Raw genomic sequence first — 25,615 nt, 5'->3', positions numbered from 1 at the left:
GGAAATTTACAATTGTTACAATCAAGCAGGGCTGTGGTTAATATGAACTTGGTAAGGTAACAGTCATTCTTAAACCACCTTTGGTGAGGTTCTCTGGTTTTACGTGGCCGCCTACTGCTGCCAATTGTCTTTGTGCCAGAGCAAGGCCTAGACCGAAGCTGTCAGAAGAATCATTGAGCGTTGTATTTATCTTGAAAAACGGCCGAAAAATTGACTTTAGATATTCTTTCGCAACTCCAGGTCCTTGATCATCAATAGTGATAGTATGATGAGAAGGTGAGGATTGCAGAACAACCTTTACTTCTTTGCCGGCGGGGGTGTGACGCAGTGCATTGCGAATAATGTTTTCCAACGCTTGCCCCACTGCTCTGTGATTGCTGTTATATAAAGGCGCAGTATTAGGTAGCTGTGAAGATAGAATACGGTCGGCAAATTCAAATTGCGCATCCTCTACTAGTACATCCAAGAGGTCTACTAAGTCTAGTGTTTCCCCATGTAAGTTTGGTCGTTCGTTTTCAAGCCATGCTAGGGTTAATGTATCGTCAACTAATTTGCGAATGTGCTGCGATTCACGTCGTATTCTCTCACTATGTTTAGGCTGCATGTGACCACTACTATTTAAGTTTTCCAGTGCAACATCTAAGCGTGTCAGCGGTGTTCTCAGTTCATGGGAAAGGTCTGATATTAGTTGCCTTTGGTTGATAATCAATTCACCAATACGCGTGGCCATTTGGTCAAAAGTATTGGCCAGTTCGGTAAGTTCGTCACTACGATTACCAAGCAATTGTCGTACACGAACATCAAATTTTCCTTGGCTAAAATCTTTTGTCGCAACCTTCATTTTCTGCAACGGTGTCATGATATGACGATACAAGATAATAGAAAGTAGAGTAAGTAGGATCATGGGTAAAATGATTTGTAACGCGACGCTAGTGTATCCCCAATATATTCCTGGTCGCATGCGTTGCGGTAGTAGTATTAAAAAGTGAATGTTTTTATTTTTAACATGGTTATTAATGCCGCCTTTATTAAAGGTCACTTCCATAATAGGATTTTCTTGGAAGTACAAATGAATCTTCCAATCGACACTTCTGCCAAGCCAGAAGCCTTCATGAAAGCGCTCGTTTAGTGAGTTGCCGGCGATGCTGGTAAGTTCAGATGTAACCACTGAAGCCCAAGTTGATTCTTGTTTTTGTAGCGTATCTAGCCACTGACGTAAAGCTTTGTAGTCACCTGATAAATAGAGTTTTTCTGCTTTGCGTCCCCAATTTATTAGCTGCTTGCGATCTTCTTTTGCGAGAAAACTCATGCCTTCTTCAGTGCGAGATGTTAATACATTAATAACATAAAATAAGGCGACGGTGCCCATAGTAATTGTTAGGCATAATTTCCATAGTAGACGTCGATTCATACCAAACGGTAGCCTTTCCCATGTATTGTTTGTAGGCGTTCCCCACACCAATTAGCATTTATAAGTTTTTTGCGAACTCGGCTCAAATGCATATCTATGCTGCGATCATATGCACTAAATGTACGATTTAATACCGCTTGATACAGGTAGGCTTTACTAAGAGTTTCTCCCTTTAACGATACTAAAATCCATAGCAGCTTAAATTGCACCGGCGTCAGTTCCAGTGTCTCATCATGGATGTGTGCCTTTTGTTTTAGGCGATCCATATAAAGGCCATCGTGATTTAAATAAATGGTTTTGCTGTTACTAACTTCGTTGTAACTGCGGCGTAATAAGGCTTCAATACGCAATAGTAATTCAGTGGTGTTAAAAGGTTTTGCTAGATAATCATCAGCTCCACATGTAAATCCTTTTATGCGCTCTTCTTCGGCCCCCTTTGCTGTTAACATAATAACTGGTGTTTGGCGCGATTCTCGGAGTACATTCAAAACTGAAAACCCATCACGCTCAGGTAGCATTACGTCAAGTAAAATAAGGTGCTGTTGTTTTTCAATGGCTAGTCTAAGGCCCTCTTCACCATCTTGGCATTGATCAACTAAATAGCCTTGGCTGTGTAAAAGATCTCCCAGCTGCTTATTGAGTTCTGCGTCATCTTCAATAATGAGAATATTGGTTGCCTTCATTAAGATATTTCTATTGCTAGTTTTCTTAGTCTGTATTATAAATAATTGATGCTAAATGTAAACACTTATCATTTTCATTTGTGTGTGTCATATTAGCCTGCATGGATATAAAGAAGCATTGTTATGGTAAGCTTTTATGACGTATGCTGAATTCTCATTGAGTTCCTTTCTACACTTGTGCATACAAAAATTTGTAATCAAGCTATTTCGTACAATGGCGCTGTGTGTTAAGAGATGAGGGCTCAATATATCAGTACGATATATTGAGCTGTCAGGTTAAAAGTATTATTTATCATGACATTGTATATGTGAAATTATAGTGGCGATTTTACAAATACAGCACCAGAGAAACCATTAAGGTATATTTGATAAGGGTGTATGAAAATTATAATTAACAAAATCATTTAGTTTATGTTTTTAGTATATGGAATACTTCATAGTAAATACTGCAATAAATATGTCTTACCATTGAAATATAAGTGAGGCATTGTCGCTAAATTAATTTTTGAAATATTTGCACAATAAGAAATATTTAGTAATTCATAGAAATAAGTCAAATTATTAAAAAAACATAGTAAAAAATCTGTTTATTTATCTTGTTTTTAGTAAGATGGTAACTTGTTTAGTATTTTCCAGTGTTAATCATATTTCGTTGGAAATTTTGTCGCCGAAAGCTTTTTGATAAATATTAGGTGATAGGTGATGCAGTAATTTTGTATATGTTTTTAATATCGTTTATTTATTCTCATAATAATATTTATACCAACTTATTGCTGAATTGAATATTCAAAAAATTATATAGAAAATCATCTATATAAAAATCATTTGCTATTGTTGCTTTAGGTTAAAAGGAGTTAGACCTGTGAAAATTATTGTTTATTCATATATTCGTTTATTTGCGGAGTCCCTGTGTTATTGCATTAAATTGAACGCAGATAAATTGGATGTAAGCTATTGTGAGCAATCTGATAACCTAGCGCGTGATGTATGTAAATTTTCAGCGGATATTGCGCTGGTTTATTCGCGGTAATGCCAATCCTACAGAAACGGCTAACTTTAGTTTAGACAGGTATGAGCTCCATTTACCCGGCGGTACCAGTGACTTTAATGCGGCTCTCCACTGGTTGTCAGTCTGTGGAATTTCTTTAATTCTTAGGGATAGCGTGGCAATAAAAACACTGTACGATTACCACCTATACAACTTCGAAGGGACGTATAACCATTATCATATCACGTTAGCCCGAGCCTTAATGGTATTTGACGATGACCCCAACGAAGCACAAAAACTGTTGACGGTTGCATTAGATGAGGCCTGTGTAGCGACATTATTTCCCGAAAGGGGACGTATAAAAGGTATACCTTTAGTTCAATTGGCAGAAGCGGTTCTATTTGAAAAGAAAAATAAAATAGTTAATGCCGCGTGTGATGCTTTGCGAGGTCATTACGCTATATCGAGGCAAGCAAGTGATAATTATCTGGCACATTTGTACATCTCCTATTGAATTGTCGGCTTATGTGCTATGGCTTATGACAGTGGCACGACTTTTGATATCGAATGTCGGTATCTTCCCAAGTACTTAGTTGAGGGAGTGCTGGTTTAGATAGAGAAAAATCAACTCATATCTTTTTTAACTTATCAGAGAGTAAGTTGAATATGACAATAGACTTTATACAAGCTATTAAACAATTACACCTAATAAGATCACAAATACTTGAAGGGTGTGATTATTTGCGGGCTGATTTTAATTGTTTACGCGTTTATGATTTCACAATTAAAAACACCAACCTAAAACAAGCAGATATGCATGAAATTGACTGGCGTAATTGTCGACTTTCTCAGGTGGCACTGGATCATGTTAACGCTGAAAAAGCAAAAATGCGCTTGTGTCAGTTTGATAATGTTTCATCAGCTGCTGCCAACTATCAAAAAGCTATTATCGAAAATTGTACGATTAGTAGCTGCAGTTTTGAAGAATCAAACTTTAATAGTGCCTCGTTAATCGATAATATTTTTCATCGTGTAAGTTTTGCCGGTGCTCATATGATGAAGGCGGATATCAGCTTTTGTCAGCTACGTGGCGCTGATTTTAGTTGCGCAAATTTAAATCATGCAAAGTTTATCGATGCCGACTTACGCGGTGCGGATTTCTCTAAGGCTGTGTTAATTGGGACTGATTTTAATGGTGCTGATTTGCGTGGTGCTGTTTTTGATAATGTCGATTTAGATCCCGCTGATTTTAGTGGTGCCTTAATCGATGTTGAGATGCAGAAACGTTTATTTGGACTTGAAGTACAAAACCTAACAGAAAATTATAGTGTGAACAGGTTGACATAGATGACGTTGCAAACTTCAATGTCAATTACACGTATGAGGAAAATTTTGAAAAATTTTCTGAAAACATAATCCCTATTATTACAAAACTATTTGCGTGCTCTCATTCTTAAGATAGAGATAACGACGCAGCACCAGAGGCTACCTTTTCAGAAATGATGAGTGAATTGAAAAACTCTCATTGGCTAAAGGGTATGACTAGAAATAATCAAAAAGATGCCGAAAATATAGAGAAAGCCACAGAGCTAATATTAGATACGATTAAGCAAATGGATTTAGCCCCAACAGTAGGGGCTTTAAACCATGATTAAGATGGCCCCTCCGATGCTCTTAAGGATATGCTAGAAAATCTTGCAGTAAGCTTTGAACCTGATGAAGGAAGTACTATGGAGGATTTGGCATCTCAACTATTCGATATATACCGGAAGCAATATTAATTTGTCGGCTGTGCGTATTTCACCTCTTTTTGTCGCGGTAAGTTTGGCCTAGTCCTGGGAGGCGCGATGGAAAGTTTTCTTATTAATTGCTGATCATAATCTATAATAAAAACGGAGGTATACTCTCATAATCAAAGCGGGCAAGGTTAAATGTTTGAATTTTGGCGCTTTAAAAAGCTATCCGAAGACAACCTAGTCGAAGTCGCAGGTGATTTTAATTACGCGTTAATATTTCTGTCGGTATCGATTGCATCTCTAGCCGCATATTCTGTGCTTGTTATTATCGAGCGCATCTGGGCATCTTCTCAAAAAGACATGTTAAACCTATGGCTATGGTTTGGATCATGTGTCATGGGAATAGGCGTTTGGGCAATGCATTTTACGGGAATGCTCGCTTTTATGTTGCCGTTGCCGATGAACTTCGAACCTTGGATTACTCTGTTTTCTGTTTTTCCACCTGTTTTTGGCTCTTATATTGCGCTTAGAATTCTCGCTCTGCGTATGTTTTCTTTCTGGTGGATACAAGTAGGGTCTCTTTCTTTAGCAACAGGTATAGGGACAATGCACTTTGTGGGTATGGAAGCTATGATCGTAGAAGCGACCATGCTATATGATTTCTGGCTATTTGTTGGATCAATTTGCATCGCTCATATTCTTGCTACTATTGCTCTTTATGTAAGAGTTTTACTGAAAACTGGGGAGGGCAAAGGCGTTTCATTACGAGTATTAAGCGCTTGTGTAATGGGTTGCGCCGTCTCCGGTATGCACTATACTGGCATGGCTGCGGTGACTTATTATGTCAGTCGCGATACGGTATTGATTCATAACATGCAATCATCGCAATCCTTGGTTTTCGCACTTCTGATTTTCTTAACTATTATCATATTTTCAGGTATTACTGTTATTGGGACTTTGGTTGATAAGAGGCTTCAGGAAGCTAAAAATAATTTATTTATTCATAGTGTTCGCGAGCATACCGTAGTCGAGACTCTAGCTGATGCGCTCATTATTATCGATCACAAAGGTAAAATAGAAACATTTAATAGTGCTGTAGCGAAGATGTTTGTTTACAGTAGGAAAACTATAGTAGGTAAAAAAGCCGAGTTTTTAATACCGTCTGTTAATTATCAGCATTTGCTAGACGAATCGCAGAAGGTGGGTGCTTTAAATAAAAGCAAAGAGATAGAAGGGGTTCGCTCAAATGGTGAAAAATTTCCCCTTGAAGTCTCCTTTTCCAGGATGGAAATAAATTCAAAGGTTATGTTTACCGCAGTTATCCGAGACATTTCTGAACGTAAAAAACTCGAAGAACAGCTGCGACAATCACAAAAAATGGAATCGATAGGTCAGTTGGCAGCTGGTATTGCTCATGAGATTAACACACCGACACAATATATTTCTGACAATACTTCCTTTTTGAAAAAAGCTTTTGTTGGGATACTTAATGCATTAGATATGGCTCAAAATATCGCAGACAAAGGGATTGGCAACATAAATGTTGATGACTTAACTGATTTGAGAAAAGCTCTAAAGAAAGCAAAAATAAAATTTGTTTCTGTCGAAATACCCAAAGCAATTGATCAGTCTTTAGATGGTTTGCAAAGAGTTGCTACTATTGTTAGTGCAATGAAGTCATTTTCTCATCCAAGTGATGGTGAAAAGCAGAATATAGATTTAGCCGAAGCCATACAGGCAACGGTCACTGTTGCTCGTAATGAATGGAAATATATTGCTGAAATGGAATGTGATTTCGATAAAAATGTCCCCGCTGTGCCTTGCCTTAGAGATGAATTCAATCAAGTTATTTTAAATATAATCGTCAACGCTGCTCACGCTATTGAAAGTATCTCTAAAATTGATAACAGAAAAGGGAAAATACATATAAAAACAAGTTTGCAGGGTGATTTTGCGGTTGTTGAGATTTCTGACAATGGTCAAGGTATGCCTAATCATGTTAAGCAAAAAATATTCGATCCATTCTTTACCACTAAAAGTGTAGGCAAAGGTACTGGTCAAGGCTTAAGTATTGCCTATTCTGTTATTGTTGATAAACACTATGGCACAATTAATGTTTCATCTCAAGAAGGGCAGGGTACGACTTTTGAAATTAGGCTGCCTTTAAAAATTAAAACTTTAGATGTTGAAAAGGTGGCTTCTTGATGAAAATACTTTTTGTAGATGATGAACAAATGATTCTCGATGGAATAGAGCGAAATTTGTTTGACAGCGATTGGGAAGTGGAAGTTGCTTGCGGTGGTGAAGAAGCTCTGGAAATGCTGGCTGATGAGGATTTCGATGTTATCGTGTCAGATATGTTAATGCCTAAAATAAATGGTGTAGAACTATTATCCGAAGCATCTAAAATACAACCGCATCTTGTTAAAATAGTACTCTCAGGTCACGCTGATCAAGATATGTCTATGCAGGCAGGGTTTGTCGCTCACCAATGGCTTGATAAACCCTGCGATGAAAAAGTATTAATGGAGACACTTTCTCATATAGAAGAGGGGCTCGCTAATCAGCCAAATCACAGTATTAAAAAAGCAGTAAGTAATGCTAATGTTTTGCCAACGCCGCCAGTTACATTTACTAAAATAAAAAAAATACTGAGCAATGATGGCGAAAACTTGGACGGAGTTGCTGATCTTATTTCACAGGACACTCCCTTGACCGCAAAGGTATTGCAACTAACAAACTCTTCTTTTTTTTCTAGAGGAAAGACTATTTACGATGTCAGAGAAGCCATCGTTCGTTTAGGGGTGGAGCTTGTTAATAGTATTGTTTTACTTACTGAAACCTATGCGAACTTACCGAATAATAAAGATATTAACTTTATTGAAGAACAGGAAAAGTGCTTGCTAATCAGCAGTTTAGTCGTACATATGGTAAGTCCTGAACAGAGAGAAGCAGCAATACTTACTGCATTACTGCACCAAATAGGTAAGTTGTTGTTACTGCAAGTGTTTCCAGAAAAAGCCGAACAGTATAGTGGTATATTAAAGGCTAATAGTTATTCTGAATTGAAGGAACTAGAAGAGGAAGTTTTTGATACCAATCATGGAAAAGTAGGAGCATATTTACTCTTCTTGTGGGGTTTTCCCGATGAAATTGTTGAAGGTGTTGCGAAGCATCAGGATAAGGAGCATTTAATTAATTCTGATTTTGGTATATCAGCAGCTGTATTTTTGTCTCACATGCTCATTGAAAGAAAAAAAATAGATGATGATTTTGTCGAAGAGTTAAAGATTACTGAAAGCCTTTCAAAGTGGGAGAAAATTGCTAACCAAATTTTATCGGATGCTTGATAAAGATTGGTTTTTTTGAATTCAACAAAAATGGCGGTGTCTTTTTTTGTTAAATGAAAAATAAATTATCAATTATCACTGTAACGGTAGTTTTCTATTATAGGATGTGTATTGTGGATAGTTTGCCCAGTATATTATGTGTAGATGATGAGAAGAATGTGCTTGATGGTTTGAGTCGTATTTTATTTGAACACTTCGAGGTTGAAACTGCTACAAGCGGAGCAGAAGGCCTTGAGCTTATAAAGAGCAATAATTTCACCGTCATTATTTCCGATATGCGTATGCCTGAAATGAACGGTGCCGAGTTTTTATCTAAAGCCTTGGCCTTAGCGCCTAACTCGACTCGTATACTTCTTACTGGACAATCGGACATGGATTCTGCGATAGCCGCGGTAAACGATGGCAATATTTTCAGGTTTTTACTCAAACCTTGCCCTGAAGAAAAATTAATCGCAAATATTAATGAGGGGGTACGTTTAAATCAATTAATAAAAGCTGAAAAAGAACTACTAGAAAAAACACTAAGAGGATCTATTAAGGTCTTAACTGAAGTACTTAGTATGGTAGCTCCTACAGCATTTAGTCGCTCGACCTATATTAAAGATTACGTTTCACACATGGCGAGTGCGACAAATCAGAAGGGTATATGGGAATTTGAAATTGCTGCTATGTTATCTCAGGTCGGCGCAATAATTTTACCCCCTGAATTATTAAAAAAAGCATTCAGTACAGTGCCACTTAGCGAAGACGAAAGAGAGACTATGAAAAGTATACCAATGGCAGGGGCGAAGCTAGTTGATACTATCCCCCGACTTGGAAATATTGCACTAATGATTGAGTCTCAATTTGGCACAGATAGGGATTTAGAATCACTGACGGGTAAGGTGCAAGCGGGAGCGAGAATGCTGCGAATCGCCAGTATGCTTGATAAAATTATCTTGCGAGAAAATACCGAAGTCCTTGAAGCTTGCGCTGTCTTGACCGATATTTATAGTTCCCCTAACGACCGGGTATTTATTGATTCGCTTGCAACCTATCAGTCTAAAAAATCTAATACGATTATCCGTGACGTAGCAATCGGAGACATGAAAAAAGGCATGATTTTAGCCCAAGATGTGTTTACGAAAAATGGTGGTATCGTCCTTTGTAAAGGGCAGACGTTAACATCTCCATTAATCAATCGGCTTATTAATTTTTCTAAAGGGTCAGGCATTGTTGAGCCCATTAGTGTAGGAATAAAAAAGAAATAAGTCGTTAAAAATCACCGCCTACTCAGTAAAGAATGGTTCGAGGATGCTTTGACTTATAAACTTCCAGGCATTCTCGAAATCTGAATCATCTAATGAGGGCTTACCTAATAGCAACTGAATTTGAGTGGCAAAATCTGCATAGGTTTGAGTCGAAGCCCAAATACCAAAAAATAGATGTTGCGGTGAAACTGGCTTTATTAAGCCTTGTTCTATCCAGCTATTAATGACCGCCACATCCCGTTCAAACTGAGGTTTTGCATGTTCTAAAATGTGCGCACGAAGTACCGGGGCACCGTTAATAATCTCATGAGCAAATACTTTTGAGGCATCGGGGTAGTCCCTCGACAGCTGTAATTTTTTCTTGATGTATCTTTCCATGATCTCTCTGGGCGAGAGGCCTGGTTCTTCAAATACATGCATCTTTTCAATCCAAAGATCGAGAACATGCTCGAGAACTTTAGCGTAAAGGACTTTTTTGGAAGGAAAATAGTAGATCAAATTCTGTTTCGATAGCTTAGCCTCATCTGCTATCGCATCCATAGACGAACCACTGAAGCCTTTGCTCGCAAAGATCTTCTCTGAGGCACGTAAAATACGAGCTTCAATCTGTTGTCTATTTTCGGAAGGTTCGCGAGCTTTTCTTTTTTTCATGTTGTCGTTATTCATAAGCCTCTTATTAGCGGGCTTCTTATCTAGTTTGAAAATTTAACATAAACTGTTAAGTGAATCTTAAAAAGTGTCCCTATGCTCAGTCAAATTTTACAGTAAAGTGACATCTTACTTGAGCAGTTGCATTTTATTTTACCAAAGGGTAAAGTTTATGTCATGAACTAATAATTGCATATATTGTGCGGCTATAATCGGTCAATACTCTGGACATTTAGCTTGGTTAACATTGAAGCTTAGATCCTAGATAATGGTGCTTAAATAGTATAATGAAGCAGTAATGTCATAAAAGTGTTGTACCGAGTCAGTAATAATAGATTTTTTACTGTTTTATCATTAGTTTAGCTACTTAACTTAACTATTCGAGCTAAGGTAAATTTTGCAGCTGAGCAGTCAGATAATAGCTGAAAACGTGCAATAAATAGGTAGAAATAGATAAGTAAACGCTAGATAAAAGCATAATCGGAACGGGTCTAATACTAAGTGAAAGCAAAAGTTGTTAATTTTGGGTCAATTAATATTGATCATGTCTATAAAGTAAACCATTTTGTTCAGCCTGGTGAAACCCTATCGAGTTTGGGTTTAACAACCGGTCTGGGCGGCAAGGGCGCAAACCAATCCGCAGCACTTGCCCGGGCAGGGGTCGATGTAGCCCATATTGGTCGTATATCCAAAGCAGATCAATGGGCTTTAGAGATGCTAGCATCGTTAAATGTCAAGACAGATTGCATTTCGCTCATTGATGGGCCCAGTGGCCACGCTATTATTCAGGTGGACGATAAAGGTGAAAATGCCATTGTTTTACACGGTGGTGCTAATCAAGGGTTTCAACATTCAGATCTTCAACAAATTTTTAATGAACTGGATTCGGTTGAATATTTACTAATGCAGAACGAAACCAATTTACTTGCTCAAGCGTTCGAATTAGCCAAACAAAAAGGCATTAAAATAGTATTTAATCCTGCTCCTATGACAGACGGTATTAAAGATTTGCCTCTTCAAACTTTAGATACCTTAATTGTCAACCAAGGTGAAGCTCAAGCCCTTTGTGGAGCAAGTTCGCTGGATGATATCGTCCAAGAATTGAAAACTATGTTGCCCAATGTGCGAATCGTTATCACCCTAGGAGGGGAAGGCGCTTTACTCATTTCTGCTGATGGTGAAATTAGTCGTAGTCGAGTTGAGGCTGAGCGTATTGTAGATACAACTGCTGCAGGTGATACTTTTGTCGGCTATTTTTTAGCAGGCTTAGTGGACGGATTAAATGAGAAAGACTGTCTACTCAGAGCCTGTCAGGCCGGCGCACTAGCCGTTACTCGTGAGGGTGCAATAAGTGCCATTCCTGCGCTGAATGAACTCGACACATAATAGCCGCGCAATTTATTTATATTTTAGGTCGACTAAACAAAAGGGGTACTCACCATGCATAAAATAATTATTGATACAGATCCAGGCATTGATGATGCCCAGGCAATTGCCTTCGCTATTGCACATCCTGATATTGAATTGCTCGGCCTAACGACCGTTTTCGGCAATGCTGATGTCAGTATTACCACTAATAACGCGCTACTTTTGCTCGATTTATTTGCTCGACCTAATATCCCGGTTGCTGGTGGAGAAGGTAAACCCTTGCAACAAGCGAAGTTCCCACCGGCTGATTTTGTGCATGGTACTGATGGTTTAGGAAATTTAAATTTACCTTCATCTGATCGTAAAGCATTAGACGAAAGTGCAGCAGAATTTATTGTTCGTCTTGCCAACGAGCAGCCTGGTGAAATAACTATTGTAGCAATCGGCCCTCTGACGAATATAGCAAAAGCGGTAATGCTTGATCCTCAGTTACCAAGTAAGATAAAACAACTGGTGATTATGGGCGGTACTATTGATGAGCCAGGTAATGTCAGTCCTATTGCTGAAGCTAATTTTATTAACGATCCTCATGCTGCTGATATTGTTCTTTCCCATGATTGGCCAGCAACTTTAATTGGCTTAGACGTCACACATAAAGTGATGCTGACTGATGGCAATTTGAAAGAGCTTAAAGATAAAGCCAAAAAGACGGGGCAATTCCTTTGGGACAGTAGTCGTTTTTATGTGGACTTTTATGTCAATCGTCGAGGGCCTGAAGAGCAGGATCTAGAACGTTCCTGTGCAATGCACGATGCCAGCGCTGTGGTTTATGTGGTTGCCCCGGATGCCTTTGAAGTGGTTTCCGGTGCGGCAAGGGTTATCACAGATGGAGTAGCTATTGGTCAAGTTGCGATCGATCGAAAAGGCAATGAATATCTAGTGTCTCATTGGGATGATAGGCCTAACACCCATGCTGCTATGCAATTAGATGCGGAGCGTGTAAGGCGTGTATTTCTCGATGCGTTAATAGAACATGCGCCAGTCTAATTTTTTGATTTTAGGTTCTATTTTTTAAGCTTGTTTTCTGGCCACAGTGTTGAAGTAGATATATTAGATTTTTAGCATTTATCAATAAGACGGCTGTCGATATTAACGATATTGTATGTATCTCGTCAGCTGTCTTTCATAACACTCTTCTTTTTATACCTCTCCATAGCGACGATTTCCGCAAATCTCTTATTACTTTGTATTCACCCTTGATAATTTTATTCTTAGGCTTTTGTTAGGGCTGTTAGATGTATTAGCTTAGCGTAAAAAGAATCTACCCCTATCGAATTTATTTTTTATATTTATTATACGTTATTTCATCTAAGCTGCAGTTCTATTTTTAAAAAAAGTGTCGCTAAAGATATTTTTTGTCGATAGAAAAAAATTTCCTTAAGTGTTACGTTAAATTAATAATTAAACATAATTAATTTAATTATTAGAGCGGCTCCTAAAATACATTAAAGCGATCTAATTGATATTTTTATTGCATGAATGAAACGTACAGCAAATAAAAGCCGTTGTTTTCCAGTGATAAAAATAATCATGACGTAGTTTTCAAAATATCTAAACGCACAACGGTTAAAGAGTGTATAACGATGATAAAACCATTTTATTTACTTGTTATCGCATTATTAAGTGTCAATGCGATTGCCCAGCCAACAGCACCCACTGGTAAAAAATGGGTTAAGCAAAATAATCTTTCTGATGAGTTTAATAACGGGTTTAACGATTCTAAATGGACAAAACCTTTATGGAACTATGGTGTGCCGGTTAATATGGTTGCGCAAAATTCTGGTGTTTCCAATGGCAATCTATGGATCAAAGCCACGCTTAACAATTCTTCACAAAGATGGTTTCAGACATCAAGAGTCATGTCTAAGGCTCAAATTAAATACCCTATGTATACTGAAAGCAGAATAAGAACAGCACATATTTCTGCATTTAACACTTTTTGGTTGAACAACGGTGATATTAACAATAGAGATGAAATTGATGTTATCGAAAATAATTCCAAGCCCTCGTGTGGCTGCCAACCTGACTTCCCGTGGCAAATGAATTCACAGTATTTTCATGTAGTAAATGGCGATACTAAGAGAAATGCCGATAATTTTGATAATAGAAATTTATCTAATAGTAACCCGCTAAAAGGTGTGCGTTGGAACGAAGATTACCATGTGGTAGGCGTATGGTGGAAAGACGCAAAGAATATTCAGTTTTATTTAAATGGAGAACCTGCTGGTAAAGTTGTGTCTGCGCGAAATTTCACAAGGAACTTGAATTTAATTTGGGATCTTTGGACTGCCGATGCCAACTATCTTGGTGGTTTAGCTGTGCGCAGTGATCTCAATAACAATGCGATAAATACTATGTATGTCGACTGGGTTCATACTTATAAATTAGTAGACGACGACGGTGCCAATAATGGTGGTGGTCGCGTTTCTGTACCCGCTAAAATAGAAGCTGAAAATTACGCTAACTTTTTTGATACCACACCGGGTAATGCCGGTGGTCAATTTCGCAATGACAATGTAGATATACAAAGTACTACTGATGCGAACGGCGGTTATAACATTGGTTGGATCGATGGTAATGAATGGCTTGAGTACCCCATCAGTGTGACTCGGGCTGGTGAATATAGAGTAGATACTCGTGTTGCATCACAAGCTGGTAATGGTATGTTTTCTATTGAAGTTGATGGTGTAACTCGCGGTGATACTGTTGCTGTTGGCGACACCGGTGGATGGCAAAACTGGCAAACAAAATCTACATCAATAGGTCGGTTATCCCCCGGTAACAAAACTTTGCGTGTGCAAGTACAAGCGGGTAACTTTAATTTGAATTGGTTGGATGTTGTTCGTACCGGCAACGGTGGTGCAGTCGATCAATGTGATACTACTTTACAATGTCGAAATATCTTTGGTAATCGTGCAACGGATTGCCGAGATAGTCAAAGTAATACAAGTGTCTGTATGTGTGGTTCTTCACCTTGTAATTAGGATCTAGTGGTTTTCTAAACGCTTCCCTACAGGTATTCTTCCGCACTTGTAGGGAAGCAAAATTGACTCCCTTCCTCATCTGTATAGTTTCTTCCAGGCTCTCAGAAAGCCTAGTTGAAGCTTTCCAATTCTTTCAGCTGACGACTCTAAATAGCAATGATTTAAGATGCTAGAACTGGTAGAGTATGCTTTTGGCGTGTCGAGTCACAAATTCTACGAATTAATCTATATACCGTGTCTAGGTAAGTAGATAGACAAGCCTCAAGGCAATAATTTTAATAATACGTTTTACATCCAAGGAAATTACGCTATGACAACTGTTATTACCCTCGTGGGCATGATTACGTTGCTAGCCATCGCTTTTGCATTGTCTCGTCATCGAAAATCGATCAATATTCGCACGGTCGCAGCTGCATTTGGTTTGCAATTTTTTATTGGTGCAATTGCTCTTTATGTCCCTGCGGGAAAAACAGTGCTTGAGTCGCTGTCAAATGGTGTTTCCGGGGTATTAAAGTATGGTCAGTCCGGTATTAATTTTATGTTTGGAGATATTGGGCAATTCAAAATAGGTTTTGTTTTCGCTTTTCACGTACTACCTATTATCATTTTTTTCTCGGCACTTATATCGGTACTTTACTACCTGGGTATTATGGGGTTTATCGTTAGAGTGCTCGGTGGCGCCTTACAAAAGCTTTTACAAACCAGTCGCGCTGAATCTCTCTCGGCTACGGCTAATATTTTTGTTAGTCAGACAGAAGCGCCTCTGGTAATAAAGCCTTTTATTAGCGGTATGACCCGCTCGGAGTTATTTGCCGTTATGGTGGGAGGGATGGCCACGGTTGCAGGTTCTATACTCGCCGGTTACGTCGCTTTTGGTGCAGAGATGAAGTATCTATTGGCAGCCTGTTTTATGGCCGCTCCCGGTGGTTTTTTAATGGCAAAAATGATGATGCCTGAAAGTGAATCTTTCGATGATGATCAGACAGTTTTACAAGAGGAACATGATCAGTATGCCAATGTTATCGATGCTGCGGCTACAGGCGCCAGTGAGGGTTTGAAGCTAGCGGCCAATATCGCCGCCATGCTCATTGCTTTCGTGGCTTTAATTGCCATGCTCAATGGTATTATTGCTTGGTTAGGTTCACTGTTTGGTATGCCTGATTTATCCATGCAAATGATTTTGGGCTACTGTTTCCAACCGGTGGCATTTTTATTGGGAGTGCCTTGGTCTGAAACCCAAGTTGCCGGTAGTCTTATTGGCCAAAAACTTGTGCTTAATGAATTTATTGCCTTTGCCGATTTTGCCGAGCAAAAAGAAGCCTTAAGTGATTATTCGAAAGTAGTAGTGACATTTGCGCTGTGCGGTTTTGCTAACTTTTCTTCCATTGCCATTGTTATCGGAGGCTTATCCAGTATCGCGCCCAATAGACGATCCGATGTTGCACAAATGGGTCTGCGTGCAGTGTGCGCAGGCTTTATGGCAAATTTAATGAGTGCAACAATTGCAGGGTTTTACTTGTCTTTGTCATAGACCCAGTCTATGTAGAGACATTTTATAAAACTAGGAAATACAATAATTGAATTTGCGCGAGCTTAGCATGCAAAAAATGAGTGTATGAGCTGGTAGAGTTTTCACCGGCGTTTTACTTCCGGCTCCATATTTTTGTTGCTTTGCCTGTGCCCGCGTGAGGTATTCTTCCTCTCTCCGCAACTTTTGGTATTTGCTTAGGGATACCTGAGCCATCTAATGTTAATCCCTTCATACCAATGGCAAGCTGATCCATGTTGTGGTCATTAATAGCTTCTTTAGCATCTTTTCGCTTGGTATTCATTAGTGGTTTTTTACTACTCGCTTTTGCCGCCATTTTACTTTTAGCTTTTTTTGTAGACTTTAGTATCGGTCTATTAATATGGGAGCTATATTTACCATAAACTTCATTGCCCATTGCGATGTCTGCCTCCGTCATTCTTTAGTGAAAGATTTTATATACTATTAATAGTATTAAATCGTAATACTTAAGTGTTTTATGCTTTTTAGTAGACGTGACAAAAATTAAGTTCGATTCACGTCAGCTTGCTAGAACCTTATCTACCAATTCGATTTCCAGGAGTGATTAAAGAAAATAGCGTATGCTATTTATATTGCTAAATTAAACTATGAAATAGGTTCTGGCTGGCTTGCTCTAATGTGCGTTTACAGACGTTAGTGTTGCGTTTTATATATAAAATCTGCATTGGGAGCGATGGTTTTGAGTAAGGATAAAATATGTTGTCGCTGACTGATTCTTGCTTCCTTCCTTTCTATTAATTCAACCGTTTTAATTTTCTTAAAGTCTTGCTCATAAAAACGTAGTCTATCCAGGGCAGAAATTAAAGGTGAAAGGCTGGGATTATAAGCGGCGTTTTCAATATATATGCCGAATACTTCGGTGTTTTTATTTTCTTCACTCAAAACTTCTAGGCGGACAATAGCTGGAGATTGAGTATGGGGCGCGTAACTATGTTGGAGATTAATATAAGCGTCTGATGTCTCTTGTTTGTTCTGTGTGTGTGAAAACAACATCTTTTCAGAGCCTAACTCTTTTGGCCCAAAAGGTTCAGGTAATAGATCACTAAGAGAAAGAGTGGGCTTGTCTAAAACAATAATTTCTATTGCTGCTGCATCTTTTATCTCATTAATAAATTGTCGGCAGTGACCGCAAGGTGGATGGGTAATGGCGATACGAACCACGCCTTTTTCGCCATGCAGTAATGCGTTGTTAATCGCGGACTGCTCAGCATGGATAGTACTTGCAAGGGCGTCGCCAGCAATTTCTAAATTGGCACCGAGATATAATGCGCCGCTTTTACCTTCGACAACCGCGCCCACATAAAACTCCGATGTTGCAGGCAGGGCATAGTGACGAGCTAGAGGGAGAAATTTCAGCATTAGCTCTGCTAGGTTTGCAGGTACCTGCAAAAGTTGTGTTACCAGATCAGCGGGCAGTACACCATTAAAATTATGCGCATTAATATGGTGTTGAATAACTGCTTGTTGCTGGGGTGAAAAACTATTGAGTGCTTGTCGAATGATATCTTCGTTCATCGTATTACCTCATGAGAGACAACAAGTTCTACATGACTAGTGGGACGGAAATAACATGTTTAGTTGGCAGTAAAAAATAAAAAAATACTCTTACCCTCAAAAACCCAAGGTTTAAGAGGGTAAGTGCTGGTTTAAAATTCTTTTGTAAAGCGTAAGCCAAATTCGCTGCGATCGTTATTTAAAATAACCAGTATGTAATCCCCGGTGTTTAAACGGGCGTTTTCATATTTTTCATCGAAGATGTTGCGCCCGTAAAGCCCCACCGTCCAGCTTTCATCCGGTGATAAATAGCTCACGTCAAAATTCACCAGATCACGACTATTGAGTGATGTTAAACGGCCAGGGTCATCGCTGGGCTCACCAAACATATCATCGCGATAGGAGTAATCTGCACGTAAGGTAACCGTGCCGCCGGTAGCAACGGAGAAGGCATACTGTGGACTTATCGAGGCGGTTATCTCTGGTGTTAGCGGCGCCACTGCGTTTTCATCATCCACGTCGACATCGATATAGCCAAGAGAGGTATTTAGGAAGAAATCGCTGACTATACGCCAGGAGCTTTCCCACTCCAATCCTCTTGAGGTTTGGTCGACAATGATGTTGACTGTATTAAAGCCATTCGCAGTAGTGGTGCTTACCTGATAGGGTAGGTCACTATACTCTGTGTTAAATACCGCCAAGCTCATTTGCAGGCTATTGGTCAGTTGGCCTTTGATTCCTACTTCATAATTAAGTGCGGTAATATTATCGAGATCCTGATCGAAGCAGTTGACCGGATCCAGGACTCCAGTAGCGAAGTCGAATGAACCAAACAAACAGAATGGGCGCGGATTAAACTGACCGGACTGGAAGCCATTTGAAATACTGGCATAGGTAGACATGCCACTATCGAGTTCATAAGTCGCCGATAAATCCCAACTGGTCTCCGTAAAGGTTTCTTCTGCGGTGGCTTGAATCAGACCGAAATTGATATCCACTGCCGCTTCTTTTTCGTCCTCAGTAAAGCGAATGCCGCCGCCGAGTCGCAATTTGTCTGAGACGTTGTAGCCGATATTGGCGTATATCGCCTGGCTGGTAGTCTCTTGTGACAGAGTTTCGCTACCTGGGCCTCCATTAAAGGTGAAATTAGGCTGCAAGGCAAAGCCATCTTCCTCGAAGAAATAGACCCCAGACACAAAGTCCCACTTATCATAGGTGCCGTTTAACTGCACTTCAAAAGAAGACTGATCCGCTTCACCTTCTTCGCCAAAGGCGAGGAAGTTAGTAATGGTGCCATCGTCGTCAAGGCCGGTGGTATAGTCGGATGTGCGATCACTGGCAATAACTTTCAGATTTAAGGTATCAGATATGGTCCAGTCTGCGGTGATTGAGACTCCAGAAGCGGAGTTTTCATTATCCACAAGATCCGCTTCACCGGTGGCATTATCATAAGGGTCAGCAGGCTGATCAGCATTCGATAGACCTGCCTGTGCAGGTGCACCGTTGGGAATCTCGTCAATCAGAGTGCGATAGGGGCCAAGACCACTTTCGGCATCATTGGCATCGGCACTTAACAGTAGTGAAAAGCTATCGCTGGGTGTCCAGAGTATGCTGATACGACCCGATAGGTCTTCAAATTCACCTACTTCGGTGCTGGTATCCACATTGACAAAGTCGCCCACTCCGTCGCGGCTTTCAAAGCTACCAGAAGCGGATATTGCCAGTTGGTCATTGATTTGATAGCTGCCATAGAGCGAGGCATTGGCGCGGCCGCGACTGCCGGCTTGTAGGGATAGTTTGGCAAAATCATCCCCATCCCCAGGTTTGCGGGTGATAATATTAATGGCGCCACCGATGGAGTTACGGCCATAAAGGGTACCTTGGGGGCCGCGCAATACTTCTACTCGCTCAGTACTGGCAAGGCTTAGGTTTTGTCCCAGTTGTCGCCCTAGGTAGACACCATCTACATAGACCCCAACGCCTGGATCAGTGGTGATCAAGTGATCTTGTAGACCGATGCCACGAATAAAGGGATTGGCCGATGTTACTTGCCCACCGCCAAAGCCAGTTACATTCAAGTTGGGAACAAATTTACCTATATCAATGAGACCGCTAATGCCTTGTTTCTCTATCTGATCAGAGGAGAATGCACTTATCGCAACCGGAACTTCATAAATACTTTGTTCGCGCTTCTGCGCGGTTACCACAACCTCTTCAAAGAAGTTTTCCTGAGAATCATTATTGCTGGCTGTCTGTGCCAAGCTGTCAGGTATGCCGGTAAGAGTAAGCAGTGGTGTAAAGGCCACTAAGGATTTTTTTAATTTCATGTATATTTTTCCCCTGTCAAATCGCTGTTTGCTAGTAGAGTCTCGCTAACGAAATACTTTTGAAGGTATTGCAAAAAGGTGTTTGCTTTGTCAATCCGAGAAATGACCTCGTGATCAGCTCTACAGCCCATCATTCTTATTGTGAAATTAATTGCCAATGTGAAATTGATTAAAGGTGCCCCACAACAATGGCTTTAACCCCATGGCAAAACGAACGAAGCGAATTTGACCTTATAAATTATATTTTTATAGTGCGCTTAAAATTTATTTTACCTAATGGTCAATAATTTGCAAGGCGTGGTTATCATTAATTTAACCCTAACAGGGGCTGGTGCGTTAAGGTAAAATGCTCGGCTATTTGTTTACCAGAGCAATTATTATGGCAAAAAAGTTTTACGTAGTATGGAAAGGTCGAGAAACAGGCATTTTTACCGACTGGAACACATGCAAAAAGCATGTTGACCAATTTCCAGGTGCGCGCTACAAATCTTTCAAAACAAAAGAAGAAGCCGAGCAAGCTTTTAACGGCAAGCCTTCCTCCGCTGCACTTGGCACATCCAATAAGCGCGCTACTGCCTCATCTTCTGCTAACAAAGGGCTTAAAACCTACAATGGCGATGAAATAGCAGCGATGACGATGGATACCAAAGTTTTTACCGATGGCGGCTGTGAGCCTAACCCCGGTGAAGCGGGCTCTGGTATTGCGGTTTATCGTAATGATGTGCTCGATGAATTATGGTACGGCTTGTACAATCCTAAAGGCACTAATAATACTGCTGAACTAAATGCACTGCATCAAGCATTATTGATGGCTCAAAGCGAAATTCAGCAAGATCGTTCTATTGCGATCTATTGTGACTCCAAGTACTCAATTCAATGTATTACTCAGTGGGCGGCTGGCTGGCAAAAAAAAGGCTGGAAAAAATCTGGTGGCGAAATTAAAAACTTAGCCCTTATTAAAGAAATGTTTGCCCTTTATCAAGAGCTAAAGAGCGATATTAATATTTTCCATGTGAATGGTCATGTTGGTGTTGAAGGTAATGAACTTGCCGATAGAATGACAATGGTGGCAGTAGAAAGAAAAGATAAATCGTTTTCGCGTTTTAAAGATACCCTTGATATAGGCACTATTTTAGCGATGCGTGCTGGTTAGTTGGTTAGTGTAAGAATCCTTGCTAAAGGTTCTATGTTAAAAACACCCTTCTTAGGTCACACTTTATTTGCCCAATCTAATGATAACGGTGTGTTATGGGTAAGACAGAGCTTCTGTATATGTCTAACATAATAAAGAAGCTCTAATGTTTCCCTATAAAAAGAGATTCATTGTTTGCTGCCATTTAAATGCTCAATGTGCTTTGAGGTGGCAAGCCCTAAGCATTCAACATTTCAAGTTCTTCGGTTTTCTCCATCCAGCTTTCTTCTTTACTTTCCAGTGTTTCTCGAAGTGTCTTTTGTTGTTGAATTAGGGTTTGTAGTTTTTCGTTATTGCCTTCATATAGACTAGGGTCGGCTAATTCCTGTGTGACTTGATCCAGCGCTTGCTGATATTTTTCGATGTCTTTTTCGAGTTTTTTGATAGCATTGGTGAGCGGTTTTAATTTTTCTCTGGCAGCAGCGGCGGCTTGCCGTTTACTTTTTTTATCTGAGCTTTTATCAGTGTTTGGTGAATCTTTTGGGATGTTTTTATCGTTATCAGTATTGTTCCCGGTACCTTGGTTTTTATTCAGCAACCAGTGGTGATAATCGTCCAGTGTGCCATCGAAGGTTTGTACTTTATTATTATCCACCAATAAAAAGGTATCGACGGTGTTTTTCAGAAGATGACGATCGTGTGATACCACCACAATAGCCCCTTCGAACATTTGCAACGCGAGGGTCAGGGCATGTCGCACTTCTAGGTCAAGGTGGTTGGTCGGTTCATCGAGCAGTAATAAATTGGGCTTTTGCCAGGCAACAATTGCCAGGGCAAGACGTGCCTTTTCGCCGCCAGAAAAATGGGTGATATTTTCAAAAGCGCGATCGCCGGAAAAACCGAAACTGCCGAGAAAATTGCGAATACTTTGTTCGCTTTCCTGTGGTTTAATCCTTTGTAAGTGCAGGGCGCAAGATGCGTCGAGATCAAGTGCTTCGAGCTGATGCTGAGCAAAGTAACCGATACGCAGATGTGTGCCTTCAGATAAATCTCCTTGTACCAGGGCATTTTCTCCGGCGAGAGTTTTCATCAAGGTGGATTTTCCGGCACCGTTACTTCCTAACAAGCCTATACGAGAGGTGGACAATATATTTAGTTCAATTTTGTCTGCAAGGACTTTATCTGCGCCGTAACCAATAGCCGCTTGGCTGAGGTTTATTAAAGATTGCGGCAGTTTCTCAGGTGTCGGAAAGCGAAAGCTAAAAGGGGACTCAATATGTGCCGGCGCAATCATTTCCATGCGCTCCAGTTCTTTAAGTCGGCTTTGTGCCTGTTTGGCTTTGGTGGCTTTAGCACGAAAACGACGGACGAAATCTTCAATTTCTGCCACACGTTCTTGCTGCTTTTTGTAAGCGGCCGCTTGTTGGGCGAGGCGTTCAGCCTTTTGTTTTTCGTAGGAGGAATAATTGCCTACGTAAGTATCTAATTGGCGGTTATGAATACTGACAATATTGCCCACCACGTTATCTAAGAACTCACGATCATGAGACACAATAAGTAAGGTACCACGATAATCATTGAGCCAATTTTCCAGCCAGTAGGTAGCATCTAAATCTAGGTGGTTGGTGGGCTCATCCAACAACAAGAAGTCAGAGCGACACATCAGTGCCTGAGCGAGGTTTAGACGAATGCGCCAGCCACCTGAAAAATCGGTCACCTTGCGCCCATCATCACCGTTGTTAAAACCAAGACCATGCAGGAGCTGCTGGGCACGGGAGGTGGCGCTATAACCTTGGATACTCTCCATTTTTTCGTACAGGTGTGCGAGCTTTTCGCCACCTTCGCACTGAGCTATTTCTTGCTCTAGCTGCCGCAGTTCTTTATCGCCGTCGAGGATATAGTCTAAGGCTGTTTGCGACGATGCTGCCACTTCTTGACCCATATGAGACAGCAGCCAATTTTTGGGAATACTATAACGGCCTTTATCTTCGTGTAACTCACCTAAAAATAGCTTGAATAGGCTGGTCTTGCCTGCGCCGTTTTGACCGATTAAGCCCCATTTTTGACCGGGATATATCGTTAAACTGGCATCGGCAAATAATTCTTTACTGCCCAATTGAAGGTGAATTTGATCAAGTTGAATCATTAAACTAATGGTCTATGTTGGTGGAAAGTAATGGTATTGGTAGAACGCTGTGGTGCGTTTTAAAGCAGTTTTTGCCAGAACATGGCGTAGCCTAATTCTGGATTGAGTTGATAGCCTGCAAAGCCAAATTTTGTATAAGCGCCCTTTGCCCGTTCATTGCCTTCTAACACCTCTAGCGTAATTTTATAGTAGTCATGGCGACGGGCGAAGTCTTCGACGGCTTGTAACAGTGCTTGGGCAGCACCTTTGCCTCGGTATTCGGGGATTACACCTAAGTCATGTATATTGATGGCAGATTTGGCTGCAAAGGTGGCAATATTCTCAAAGCAATTAGCGAAGCCAACAGGCCTATCTTGGTGGTAGCAGAGAAATCCATGGGCAAAATCTTTTTCTGCCATAAGGTCGATACTTTGCTGTGCTATAGCTTGAGGCAAGGCTTCGCCGCCACCCATAGGATCGGCCGAATAGCTCATCAACATATCCCGTAGATGCTGGCGCTGTAGAGGTTGGCTAAAATCTACGTTAATAACCTGGAGTTGTGTGTCTTGTGTGCTCATAGGTACTCTTTTAGGGAAACTCGTTGTATACAAACTTTTTTGCTAGCTTTTTCTTCTGGCAACAAAGATACCACGTAATGGCGCCGGGTGGCCTTCAACAGTAAGCTGAGGGTTGTCCTGGTCGAGGAAATTTTCCAATGATTGAAAGGTCATCCAGTCCGTTGCTCGCTGCTCATTAACGGATGTGGCGTCGCTACCTACATAGCGTACGTTGTCAAAGCCACACTTTTGCAACCACGAGATAAGAGTGGGAGCACTGGGAAGGAACCAAACATTATTCATCTGTGCATAGCGTCCTTCTGGTACTAAGCTTTGTCCCAGTTCTCCCTCGATAATGAGCGTTTCTAATATTAGCTCGCCGCCAGGTCTTAAGGTGCTTCGCAATTGCCTCAAGTGATCCATAGGGGAGCGGCGATGGTAGAGCACACCCATAGAAAAAGTGGTATCAAATGCGGATAAGTTATCCGGTAACTCTTGAATTCCGACAGGCAAGATATCCACTGCAAGTTGGTTAAGGTATTTTTTGATCATATGAAACTGCACGATAAAACGCGGCGAGGGGTCAATCCCGATAACACGTTTAGCACCTTCTCCCAGCATGCGCCAACAGTGATAACCGTTACCACAACCAACATCCAGTATCGTACGATTTTTTAATGGCGCAATATGAGGTAATAAGCGCTCCCATTTCCAGTCAGATCGCCATTCGGTGTCGATATGTATGCCAAATAGTTGAAAGGGGCCTTTACGCCAGGGTATAAGCTTGCGCAGGCATTGCTCTAAGATCTCCTTTTGTTGCGCACTGCAGTCATCAGCATTACCGATGCTGACTTCACTTTTTAGAGTATAAGTAGATGGCGAGAGCGAGGGTAATGCATCAAAAGCGGCTAGCCATTGTGCTAAATCACCATAGCGTTGGTGAGATAAATTGTGTTCGATCTGCGCCGGTAAGACTTCTGCCCAGGGTTTCAATGCTGTGCGTGACAGCTCATCGATAAGTTGTGAATAGTCGATCATTGTTTGAATGTAATAAAGGATGAAAAATTAAAACATTGAAACCAGAGTTCGGTATTTTTAAAACCGATGTCCTCTAGTCTTTGGCGGTGCACGTCAAATGATTCAGGTATCAACACATTCTCAATAGCATTGCGTTTTTGGGCAATTTCCATGTCGCTGTAGCCATTGGTTTTTTTAAAGTAATGATGGAACTCGGTCATCAACTCATTGTGGTGATTATTACTAAACTTGAGCTTCTCCGATATGATGAGTATTCCCCCTGGCAGCATGCCTTGGTATATTTTGGTAAGCAGCTGCTGGCGCTGTTTAAGGGGAATAAACTGCAAGGTAAAGTTAAGCACGCACACCGAAGCATTGGTAATCTCAACTTTAAGAATATCATCATGGATGAGCTCTACAGGCACCTCTGCGGAGTCCGCATCGATCACTTGGCGGCAGCGTTCTACCATATCTGCTGAATTATCGACGGCGACAATATGTGTGTCAGCCGCGGTGATACGGTGGCGCATAGCCAGAGTAGCTGCACCTAAAGAGCAGCCAAGGTCGTAGCATTTGCTGCCACTTTGATTATAGCGTTCGGCAAATTGGCCGATCATGTGAACAATGGTGCTATAACCAGGAACCGAGCGTTTAATCATGTCGGGGAATACATTAACCACACTTTTATCGAACACAAAGTCGGCAACTTTGCCCAGAGGCTCGCTGTAGATTGTGTCTTTATTATTCTCTTTGTCGTGCTTGTTATCGTTATTAGGTTTTACTGTTGTCATGATTATTTCTATTGCTGGCGCCTTTTTTTGTGCCGCTATTCTACCTCGAATAGACGAATATTTCTTGAATTTATCGCCTTTTATAACCTGTTAGTGGTGCTGGGCAGAGGCCTTATACAGTAGC

Annotated in this window: 21 protein-coding genes; 11 read left to right on the top strand and 10 right to left on the bottom strand. The window is 40.6% G+C overall.

Translation table 11 applies throughout. The features are described from left to right. Positions 1-37: 37 nt before the first annotated feature. Both BVC89_RS17450 and BVC89_RS17445 read right to left on the bottom strand, forming a co-directional pair. Complete coding sequence (locus BVC89_RS17450) at positions 38-1,411, bottom strand: sensor histidine kinase (protein WP_086932422.1); 1,374 nt, start codon at positions 1,409-1,411, stop codon at positions 38-40. Beyond that, positions 1,408-2,094, bottom strand: a complete 687-nt coding sequence (locus tag BVC89_RS17445; protein WP_086932421.1) for a response regulator transcription factor — start codon at positions 2,092-2,094, stop codon at positions 1,408-1,410. The genes BVC89_RS17450 and BVC89_RS17445 overlap by 4 nt, the downstream gene beginning before the upstream one ends. Before the next feature lie 983 nt (positions 2,095-3,077). On the opposite strand from BVC89_RS17445, the gene BVC89_RS17440 reads away from it, so the two are divergent. The 6 genes from BVC89_RS17440 (at position 3,078) to BVC89_RS17420 (ending at position 9,418) form a co-directional block, all read left to right on the top strand. Beyond that, positions 3,078-3,596, top strand: a complete 519-nt coding sequence (locus tag BVC89_RS17440) for a hypothetical protein (RefSeq protein WP_086932420.1) — start codon at positions 3,078-3,080, stop codon at positions 3,594-3,596. A gap of 152 nt (positions 3,597-3,748) precedes the next feature. After that, positions 3,749-4,429 carry a pentapeptide repeat-containing protein gene (locus BVC89_RS17435; RefSeq protein ID WP_086932419.1) on the top strand — a complete coding sequence of 227 codons (681 nt, stop codon included), beginning with the start codon at positions 3,749-3,751 and terminating at the stop codon, positions 4,427-4,429. Between the two features lie 152 nt (positions 4,430-4,581). Next, a complete protein-coding gene (locus BVC89_RS29850; RefSeq protein ID WP_158658003.1) occupies positions 4,582-4,737 on the top strand; it encodes a hypothetical protein in 156 nt (51 codons plus the stop codon). A gap of 276 nt (positions 4,738-5,013) precedes the next feature. After that, positions 5,014-7,023: an MHYT domain-containing protein gene (locus BVC89_RS17430; protein ID WP_086932418.1), complete on the top strand. Its 2,010-nt coding sequence runs from the start codon at positions 5,014-5,016 to the stop codon at positions 7,021-7,023. Further along, positions 7,023-8,168 (top strand): HDOD domain-containing protein, encoded by a 1,146-nt coding sequence (locus BVC89_RS17425; protein WP_086932417.1) that lies wholly within the window; start codon positions 7,023-7,025, stop codon positions 8,166-8,168. Before BVC89_RS17430 ends, BVC89_RS17425 begins: the two co-directional genes overlap by 1 nt. Positions 8,169-8,281: 113 nt before the next feature. Beyond that, positions 8,282-9,418 (top strand): response regulator, encoded by a 1,137-nt coding sequence (locus tag BVC89_RS17420; protein WP_158658002.1) that lies wholly within the window; start codon positions 8,282-8,284, stop codon positions 9,416-9,418. A gap of 18 nt (positions 9,419-9,436) precedes the next feature. Here BVC89_RS17420 and BVC89_RS17415 read toward each other — a convergent pair whose 3' ends face one another. Next, positions 9,437-10,084: a TetR family transcriptional regulator C-terminal domain-containing protein gene (locus BVC89_RS17415; RefSeq protein ID WP_216825001.1), complete on the bottom strand. Its 648-nt coding sequence runs from the start codon at positions 10,082-10,084 to the stop codon at positions 9,437-9,439. Positions 10,085-10,567: 483 nt separating this feature from the next. Between BVC89_RS17415 and BVC89_RS17410 the strand changes: the two genes are divergently transcribed. The 4 genes from BVC89_RS17410 to BVC89_RS17395 all read left to right on the top strand — a co-directional run bounded on the left by BVC89_RS17410 (position 10,568) and on the right by BVC89_RS17395 (position 16,009). Then, entirely contained in the window at positions 10,568-11,452 is an 885-nt protein-coding gene (locus BVC89_RS17410) for a ribokinase (protein ID WP_086932415.1), read from the top strand. A gap of 54 nt (positions 11,453-11,506) precedes the next feature. Next, positions 11,507-12,481, top strand: a complete 975-nt coding sequence (locus tag BVC89_RS17405) for a nucleoside hydrolase (protein ID WP_086932414.1) — start codon at positions 11,507-11,509, stop codon at positions 12,479-12,481. 596 nt (positions 12,482-13,077) lie between these two features. After that, the gene (locus BVC89_RS17400; RefSeq protein ID WP_086932413.1) at positions 13,078-14,478 is read left to right on the top strand and encodes a carbohydrate-binding protein; all 1,401 of its coding nucleotides are present in this window, start codon (positions 13,078-13,080) and stop codon (positions 14,476-14,478) included. Between the two features lie 310 nt (positions 14,479-14,788). Continuing rightward, positions 14,789-16,009, top strand: coding sequence for a NupC/NupG family nucleoside CNT transporter (locus tag BVC89_RS17395; RefSeq protein WP_086932412.1), 1,221 nt, complete (start codon positions 14,789-14,791; stop codon positions 16,007-16,009). A 112-nt stretch (positions 16,010-16,121) separates the two neighbouring features. On the opposite strand, the gene BVC89_RS17390 is transcribed toward BVC89_RS17395, so the two are convergent. From BVC89_RS17390 to BVC89_RS17380, 3 genes are all read right to left on the bottom strand, one after another. Next, on the bottom strand, positions 16,122-16,424 hold the full coding sequence (locus tag BVC89_RS17390; protein WP_086932411.1) for a hypothetical protein: 303 nt from the start codon (positions 16,422-16,424) through the stop codon (positions 16,122-16,124). A gap of 257 nt (positions 16,425-16,681) precedes the next feature. Continuing rightward, positions 16,682-17,563 (bottom strand): cytidine deaminase, encoded by an 882-nt coding sequence (cdd, locus tag BVC89_RS17385; RefSeq protein WP_086932410.1) that lies wholly within the window; start codon positions 17,561-17,563, stop codon positions 16,682-16,684. A 131-nt stretch (positions 17,564-17,694) separates the two neighbouring features. Beyond that, positions 17,695-19,869, bottom strand: coding sequence for a TonB-dependent receptor (locus BVC89_RS17380; RefSeq protein WP_086932409.1), 2,175 nt, complete (start codon positions 19,867-19,869; stop codon positions 17,695-17,697). A gap of 379 nt (positions 19,870-20,248) precedes the next feature. Between BVC89_RS17380 and BVC89_RS17375 the strand changes: the two genes are divergently transcribed. Beyond that, positions 20,249-21,022, top strand: a complete 774-nt coding sequence (locus tag BVC89_RS17375; protein WP_086934659.1) for a ribonuclease H1 domain-containing protein — start codon at positions 20,249-20,251, stop codon at positions 21,020-21,022. A gap of 217 nt (positions 21,023-21,239) precedes the next feature. On the opposite strand, the gene BVC89_RS17370 is transcribed toward BVC89_RS17375, so the two are convergent. From BVC89_RS17370 to cmoA, 4 genes are read right to left on the bottom strand one after another with little or no spacing between them, the layout of a single operon-like run. Further along, positions 21,240-23,147: an ATP-binding cassette domain-containing protein gene (locus BVC89_RS17370; RefSeq protein WP_086932408.1), complete on the bottom strand. Its 1,908-nt coding sequence runs from the start codon at positions 23,145-23,147 to the stop codon at positions 21,240-21,242. Between the two features lie 59 nt (positions 23,148-23,206). Further along, positions 23,207-23,704, bottom strand: a complete 498-nt coding sequence (locus BVC89_RS17365) for a GNAT family N-acetyltransferase (RefSeq protein ID WP_216825000.1) — start codon at positions 23,702-23,704, stop codon at positions 23,207-23,209. 42 nt (positions 23,705-23,746) lie between these two features. Then, a complete protein-coding gene (gene cmoB, locus BVC89_RS17360) occupies positions 23,747-24,721 on the bottom strand; it encodes a tRNA 5-methoxyuridine(34)/uridine 5-oxyacetic acid(34) synthase CmoB (protein ID WP_173780734.1) in 975 nt (324 codons plus the stop codon). Beyond that, positions 24,718-25,491: a carboxy-S-adenosyl-L-methionine synthase CmoA gene (gene cmoA / locus BVC89_RS17355; protein ID WP_086932406.1), complete on the bottom strand. Its 774-nt coding sequence runs from the start codon at positions 25,489-25,491 to the stop codon at positions 24,718-24,720. The genes cmoB and cmoA overlap by 4 nt, the downstream gene beginning before the upstream one ends. Positions 25,492-25,615: the final 124 nt, after the last annotated feature.

Origin of the sequence: Agarilytica rhodophyticola (assembly GCF_002157225.2) — a bacterium.
Lineage (GTDB): Bacteria > Pseudomonadota > Gammaproteobacteria > Pseudomonadales > Cellvibrionaceae > Agarilytica > Agarilytica rhodophyticola.
The sequence above is the reverse complement of the archived record's forward strand: the minus strand, read 5'-3'. Positions and strand labels throughout refer to the sequence as shown.